This is a genomic window from Neisseria sp. P0001.S005 (assembly GCF_051963715.1).
The window spans coordinates 1-7,240 of record NZ_JBQCTZ010000172.1; the positions used below are offsets into that span (position 1 = coordinate 1).

Below are 7,240 nucleotides of genomic sequence, written 5' to 3' on the forward strand. Positions count from 1 at the left end.
AAAGAAGCCGCGCCTGTGGTATTGGTCGGCAAAGGCATTACCTTCGACACCGGCGGCATTTCCCTCAAACCCGGCCTGAACATGGACGAAATGAAGTTCGATATGTGCGGCGCGGCAACCGTCATCAGTACCTTCTGCGCCGCCGTCAAACTGCAACTGCCGATCAACCTGATTGCCATCGTCGCCACTTGTGAAAACATGCCTTCCGGCGCGGCTAACAAACCGGGCGACGTCGTGAAAAGCATGAAAGGCTTGACCATCGAAGTGTTGAACACCGATGCCGAAGGCCGTCTGATTTTATGTGATGCGCTCACTTACGCCGAACAATTCAAACCCAAAGCCGTTATCGACGTCGCCACCCTGACCGGCGCGTGCATCATCGCCTTGGGTCATGACGTCAGCGGCGTGATGGGCAACAATCAGGATTTGGTTGACAGCCTGCTCGCCGCCTCTCACAACGTGGACGACAAAGCATGGCAACTGCCGCTCTTTGAGACCTACAAAGACCAACTCAAATCCAATTTCGCCGACATCCCCAACATCGGCACGCCGGGTGCAGGCACGATTACCGCCGCAACATTCCTGTCCTACTTTACCGAAGACTATCCATGGGCACACCTCGACATCGCAGGTACCGCATGGAAATCCGGCGGTGAAAAAGGCGCGACCGGCCGCCCTGTTCCTTTATTGTTGAACTATCTGCGCAATGTGAAATAAATCTTGGGAGGAAGCCTGCGGGGTTACACATTTCAACCCCGCAGGCCGTCTGAAAACGGAATCCGCATTATCTGACTCAACCTGACAAACGGAGAACCACCATGAAACCACTATTTGCCGCATTATCCGTCGCCCTTCTGCTCGGCACATCCATAAGCGCTCAAGCTGCCGAACAAACCACCCCCACCGACCGCAGCATCCAAGTGTACAAAAAAGCCGACTTAGCAGAATGGAACCGCGAAAACGCAGCCGGAGGTCAAGGCCCGTTGCTTGGCAACTTTGCCTTCACGCGCCATCAAACCGCCGACCAAGACGCATTCAAAGAAATCGGCTGGCTCACATTACCGCCTGGCGCTTCCATCGGCCAACACAAACATACCGGCAATGAAGACGTTTACATCATCGTATCCGGCAAAGGCCTGTTTACCGATAGCGAAGGCAAACAAACCGAAGTCGGCGCCGGCGACATCACTATCGCCCGCCCCGGCCAGTCCCACGCGCTCAAAAATATCGGCAAAAAGCCGTTGGTATTCTTAGATTTGATTGCAGAGACCGCTGGCGCTAAAGCCGCCGAAACCAAGTAATGCTTTCAATGAAAGCAAACAATCTGCCATGACTTTCTGCCTTACCCAAACCCGGCAGCAGAGAGATTGTTCCGTTTTCATTTAAACCCACATACAAGCTAAAGGCCGTCTGAAAACCACGCTTCGTTTTCAGACGGCCTTTTTTTCTCAAAAATCTTATCATATAAATGATGCAATGTTATATAATAACAGCCTTTCAAAATATGATGAGAAACTAAAATGACACAAACCACACTCAAGCCCATTGTTTTATCTATTCTTTTAATCAGCACCCCTATCCTCTCCCAAGCGCATGAAACTGAGCAGTCGGTTGACTTGGACGAGGTTACCGTCGTCAGCAAAAGCCGTCCGCGCGCCACATCGGGGCTTTTGCACACTTCGACCGCCTCCGACAAAATCATCTCCGGCGATACCTTGCGCCAAAAAGCCGTCAACTTAGGCGATGCTTTAGACGGCGTACCGGGCATTCATGCCTCGCAATACGGCGGCGGCGCGTCCGCTCCCGTTATTCGCGGTCAAACAGGCAGACGAATTAAAGTGTTAAACCATCATGGCGAAACGGGCGACATGGCGGACTTCTCGCCCGACCATGCCTTGATGGTGGACAGCGCCTTGTCGCAACAGGTTGAAATCCTGCGCGGCCCGGTTACGCTCTTGTACAGCTCGGGCAATGTGGCCGGTTTGGTCGATGTTGCCGATGGCAAAATCCCCGAAAAAATGCCTGAAAACGGCGTATCGGGCGAAGCCGGATTGCGTTTGAGCAGTGGCAATTTGGAAAAACTGACATCCGCAGGCATCAATATCGGCTTAGGCAACAACTTCGTGCTGCATACCGAAGGCTTGTACCGCAAATCGGGCGATTACGCCGTACCGCGCTATCAAAAAGAAGAAGGCCGTCTGAAACGACTGCCCGACAGCCATGCCGATTCAAAAACAGGCAGCATCGGCCTGTCTTGGGTTGGGGATAAAGGTTTCCTCGGCGTGGCGTACAGCGACCGTCGCGACCGCTACGGCCTGCCTGCCCACAGCCATCTCTACGACGACTGCCACGCCGACATCATCTGGCAAAAGAGTTTGATTAACAAACGCTATTTGCAGCTTTATCCGCACCTGTTGACCGAAGAAGACGTCGATTACGACAATCCGGGCTTGAGCTGCGGCTTTCACGACGACGATGATGCACACGCCCATGCCCACAACGGCAAACCTTGGATAGACCTGCGCAACAAACGCTACGAACTCCGCGCCGAATGGAAGCAGCCATTCCCCGGTTTTGAAGCCCTGCGCGTGCATCTGAACCGCAACGACTACCACCACGACGAAAAAGCAGGCGATGCAGTAGAAAACTTCTTCAACAACAAAACACACAACGCCCGTATCGAGTTGCGCCACCAACCCATAGGCCGTCTGAAAGGCAGCTGGGGCGTGCAATATTTGGGACAAAAATCCAGCGCGCTTTCCGCCATTCCCGAGACCGTCCAACAACCGATGTTGATTGACAACAATGTGCGCCATTACAGCTTTTTCGGTGTAGAACAGGCAAACTGGGACAACTTCACGCTTGAAGGTGACGTACGCGTGGAAAAACAAAAAGCCTCTATCCAGTACGACAAAGCATTGATTGATCGGGAAAACTACTACAACCAACCCCTGCCCGACCTCGGTGCGCACCGCCAAACCGCCCGCTCGTTCGCACTTTCGGGCAACTGGTATTTTACGCCCCAACACAAACTCAGCCTGACCGCCTCCCATCAGGAACGCCTGCCGTCAACGCAAGAACTGTACGCACACGGCAAACACGTTGCCACCAACACCTTTGAAGTCGGCAACAAACACCTCAACAAAGAGCGTTCCAACAATATCGAACTCGCGCTGGGCTACGAAGGCGACCGCTGGCAATACAATCTGGCGCTCTACCGCAACCGCTTCGGCAACTACATTTACGCCCAAACCTTAAACGACGGACGCGGCCCCAAATCCATCGAAGACGACAGCGAAATGAAGCTCGTGCGCTACAACCAATCCGGCGCCGACTTCTACGGCGCGGAAGGCGAAATCTACTTCAAACCGACACCGCGCTACCGCATCGGCGTTTCCGGCGACTATGTACGAGGCCGTCTGAAAAACCTGCCTTCCCTACCCGGCAGGGAAGATGCTTACGGTAACCGTCCTTTCATCGCACAGGACGACCAAAACGCGCCTCGCGTTCCGGCTGCGCGCCTTGGCTTCCACTTGAAAGCCTCGCTGACCGACCGTATCGATGCCAATTTGGACTACTACCGCGTGTTCGCCCAAAACAAACTCGCCCGCTACGAAACACGCACGCCCGGACACCACATGCTCAACCTCGGCGCAAACTACCGCCGCAATACGCGCTATGGCGAGTGGAATTGGTACGTCAAAGCCGACAACCTGCTCAACCAATCCGTTTACGCCCACAGCAGCTTCCTCTCTGATACGCCGCAAATGGGCCGCAGCTTTACCGGCGGCGTAAATGTGAAGTTTTAAAATTGGATAGGCAAACAAAAAAGGTTTTCAGACGGCCGTCTGAAAACCTTTTTCTTGTTTTAACCAATCATTCAAAACCGGCAATTAATCTTTCAACACATCTTGCACAGCCGCTTGAATCTTAGCCGCCGCTGCTTCGATTTGCTGTTGTTCGGTAGATAGGTTTGCCACTGTTTCAGCCGGAGCCGCTTGTGAAGCTGGTGCAGCTTGTGGAGCTGCGGCTTTAGGCTCAGATTCAGTTTGCGGCGCAGTCAGCGGCAAACGCGCCAATACAGTGCTGACGCCGGTAACTTTATCACCAATCGCCACTTGCGCCTGAGCATCGACAGGCAGATACATATCCACGCGCGAACCGAATCGGATAAAGCCATAGCGTTCACCGCGAGACAGTTTCGCACCTGCTTGGGTGTAGCACAAAATACGGCGCGCCACCAAGCCGGCCACTTGAACAAAGGTAATTTCACGACCAGAAGCCGTAGTCGCCAAAACCGCATTGCGTTCATTTTCCGTGCTGGCTTTGTCCAAATCCGCATTCACGAATTTACCTTTGTTATAGACCACTTTCGTTACCGTACAATCGGCAGGCGATTTTTGCGAATGCACATTGAACACGTTCATAAAAATACTGATTTTCAAAGCATCGACATCACGATACGGATCGCGTGCGCGCTCAACCACCACGATACGGCCGTCAACCGGGCTCAACACCGCTTCAGGATTTAGCGGAATTTCACGCGCAGGATCGCGGAAAAACTGCAGGGCAAATACGGTAAACACCCAAAACGGCAAAGACCACCAGCCGCAACACATCGACACCAGCAGGCTCAAAGCCAAACCGCCGCCGATAATCGGCCAGCCCTCACGGGCGATAATCGGGTGGGGATACAAACGGTTCATCACTTATCCTTCATTTAATAATTTCAAAATTGCCGCCATTATATCTGAAACTCCAAACATTGAGGCCGTCTGAAATGTTCAGACGGCCGGTGTCTTTTGTAAAAAATACTCAACATAGATAAAGTTTCAGCTTCGACAACACAATGACGCAGCGTCCTCAACAAGCGGCTCACACGAGCCAACAACCCGCCGCAAATATCATTTTGACCAAACCTCTGCCCTCGGTTATCTCGACAAGCCCAGTATGACAGCCAATACCAGCCAAATCCAATGCCGACGGCGCGATGTAGAAAACAAAGCACGTTGAGACAATAAACGCGTTTGGCTCAACTGATATGCCACATCGGCCAACATCACCAAACGATTAGTCTGCCGAGCATTACTTTCTTCCGCTTTACGCAGTTTCAAATTTTCCGCTTCAATCCGCAGCCGCACCAGCTTGGCTTCCAAAAGCAGTAACTCGCGCGCTTCTTCATACTCCTGTTGCTTCATCGTCCGCATCCTTGTCTATCTCACCGCGCAAATACGCAATGTCCGATCGAATATCCTGCAAAGTTTCAGCCACACGACTGCCCTGCTCCCGATAATCTGCCGATACTTTACGGAACAATACGGCAATAATCAGCAGGCTCACGAAGAAAATGCCGAAAAATACCCACAACGCCGCCACATCCGACAGCACGCGGTTCAAACCGAACAGTAAACCGACCAAGCCCACCATCAACAGCGCGCCGGACAACACCAGCCAAATCGCCAACCGGAACACATTCTCCGCCTGACGCGTCAAATCCAAGCTCAATACCTGCAAACGCAGCAGCAGCAAATCCACGCCCTGATTCAACAAAGCCTTGCCATGTTCAAAACGCTGGCGAATTCCCATCTTAACTATCCTTTTTTCAGGAAAACATAAGGCTAAGGCCGTCTGCACAGCGCAATGAAATCCATGATTTCATGTGCACGCCTGTTCAGACGGCCTTAACATATTCGCATTAACGGCGGTTCAACAACACACCGACAACCAAACCGGCCAATGCGGCAAAACCCATCGCATAGTATGGTTTTTCATGCACCACTTCATCAGCGTGTTTGGCACCGCGTTTCAAACGCGCACCAGCATCGGCTTCAAATTCGGCAAAACGCTCTTTGCCTTCTTTCAAACGCTCCTGAGCCGCCTCTTCAAACTGCTCGTATTTTTCACGCGCACGCTCGGCATGATGGCGCAAACGCTCGCCGGCCTCTTCTTCAAAACGGCTCAAACGCTCTTTGGCCACAGCCAATTTTTCTTCCAATTTGGCTCGGGCTTTGCTGCCCTCTTCCGAACCGGCTTCAACACCATTGCGGTACAATTCTTCCACATCATCCATCACTTCTCGGATGTCTTTCAGCAAAGCCTCGCGACGTGCTTCAAAATCGTGTTTTTTCATGCTTTTCTCCTTGATATAGGTTGATATGGTTACAGACTGTTTATCTGTTAATAAATTATAACCGTTTATTTCGAAATAAACGTTAATTTAAATTAAATTAAGTGCTTATTCTGAAAATGACTAAATGGAATTTAAAAAAGGCCGTCTGAAAACTTCAGACGGCCTTTTCAATTCAGCTTAAAGACTTAAGTCTTATGCCAAACCTTTTGCTTTCAACACTTCCAGCATGGTAGTGCCCAACTCGGCAGGGCTGCGGGTGTAGGCGATGCCGGCTTTTTCAAAAGCGGCGAATTTTTCTTCCGCAGTACCTTTACCACCAGAGATAATCGCACCGGCGTGGCCCATACGTTTGCCTTTAGGAGCGGTAACACCAGCAATGTAACCTACAACAGGTTTGGTTACGTTGGATTGGATGTATTCGGCTGCTTCTTCTTCCGCAGTACCGCCGATTTCACCGATCATGATGATGGCGTCGGTATCTGGGTCTTCTTGGAAGAGTTTCAGCGCGTCGATTTGGTTCATACCCGGAATCGGGTCGCCGCCGATACCGATACAGGTTGATTGACCCAAGCCCAGTTTGGTGGTTTGTGCCACGGCTTCGTAAGTCAATGTACCGGAACGGGAAATGATGCCGATACGGCCGGGAGTATGGATGTGGCCCGGCATAATGCCGATTTTGCACTCGCCCGGAGTAATCACGCCCGGGCAGTTAGGACCGACCAAGCGGGTACCGTTGCCGTTGGTTTCCAGATAGCGTTTGGCTTTGAGCATGTCCAGAGTCGGTACGCCTTCGGTAATCACAACCACCAAGCCTACGCCGGAATCAACGGCTTCAACGATAGAGTCCAACACAAACGGAGCGGGAACGTAAATTACGGATGCGTCCGCGCCGGTTTCTTTAACCGCTTCTTTCATGGTGTTGAACACAGGCAGGTTCAGGTGGGTTTGACCGCCTTTGCCCGGAGTAACGCCGCCGACAACTTTAGTGCCGTAAGCCAGAGCTTGTTCGGAGTGGAAAGTACCGTTTTTACCAGTGAAACCTTGAACCAATACTTTGGTGTCTTTATTAATCAATACGCTCATTCTTTTCTCCTTAGGCGTTTACGGCTG

General features: G+C 51.8%; 8 protein-coding genes. 3 read left to right on the top strand and 5 right to left on the bottom strand.

Translation table 11 applies throughout. The features are described from left to right. The 3 genes from ACTHSP_RS15770 to znuD all read left to right on the top strand — a co-directional run. On the top strand, window positions 1-717 hold a 717-nt coding region (locus ACTHSP_RS15770; protein ID WP_440346412.1), incomplete at its 5' end, for a leucyl aminopeptidase. Window positions 718-818: 101 nt separating this feature from the next. Continuing rightward, a complete protein-coding gene (locus ACTHSP_RS15775) occupies window positions 819-1,301 on the top strand; it encodes a cupin domain-containing protein (RefSeq protein ID WP_263340856.1) in 483 nt (160 codons plus the stop codon). Window positions 1,302-1,520: 219 nt separating this feature from the next. Continuing rightward, on the top strand, window positions 1,521-3,809 hold the full coding sequence (gene znuD / locus ACTHSP_RS15780; RefSeq protein ID WP_440346413.1) for a TonB-dependent zinc receptor ZnuD: 2,289 nt from the start codon (window positions 1,521-1,523) through the stop codon (window positions 3,807-3,809). A gap of 84 nt (window positions 3,810-3,893) precedes the next feature. Here the strand turns inward: znuD and ACTHSP_RS15785 are convergent, their stop codons facing one another. The 5 genes from ACTHSP_RS15785 to sucD form a co-directional block, all read right to left on the bottom strand. Next, entirely contained in the window at window positions 3,894-4,706 is an 813-nt protein-coding gene (locus tag ACTHSP_RS15785) for a phosphatidylserine decarboxylase (protein WP_049352724.1), read from the bottom strand. Window positions 4,707-4,931: 225 nt separating this feature from the next. Then, complete coding sequence (locus ACTHSP_RS15790; protein ID WP_003686076.1) at window positions 4,932-5,198, bottom strand: hypothetical protein; 267 nt, start codon at window positions 5,196-5,198, stop codon at window positions 4,932-4,934. Then, entirely contained in the window at window positions 5,179-5,586 is a 408-nt protein-coding gene (locus tag ACTHSP_RS15795) for a phage holin family protein (protein ID WP_003686138.1), read from the bottom strand. Before ACTHSP_RS15795 ends, ACTHSP_RS15790 begins: the two co-directional genes overlap by 20 nt. 109 nt (window positions 5,587-5,695) lie before the next feature. Beyond that, a complete protein-coding gene (locus ACTHSP_RS15800; RefSeq protein ID WP_003686098.1) occupies window positions 5,696-6,130 on the bottom strand; it encodes a DUF883 family protein in 435 nt (144 codons plus the stop codon). Between the two features lie 192 nt (window positions 6,131-6,322). Next, complete coding sequence (sucD, locus tag ACTHSP_RS15805; RefSeq protein WP_002221113.1) at window positions 6,323-7,213, bottom strand: succinate--CoA ligase subunit alpha; 891 nt, start codon at window positions 7,211-7,213, stop codon at window positions 6,323-6,325. Window positions 7,214-7,240: the final 27 nt, after the last annotated feature.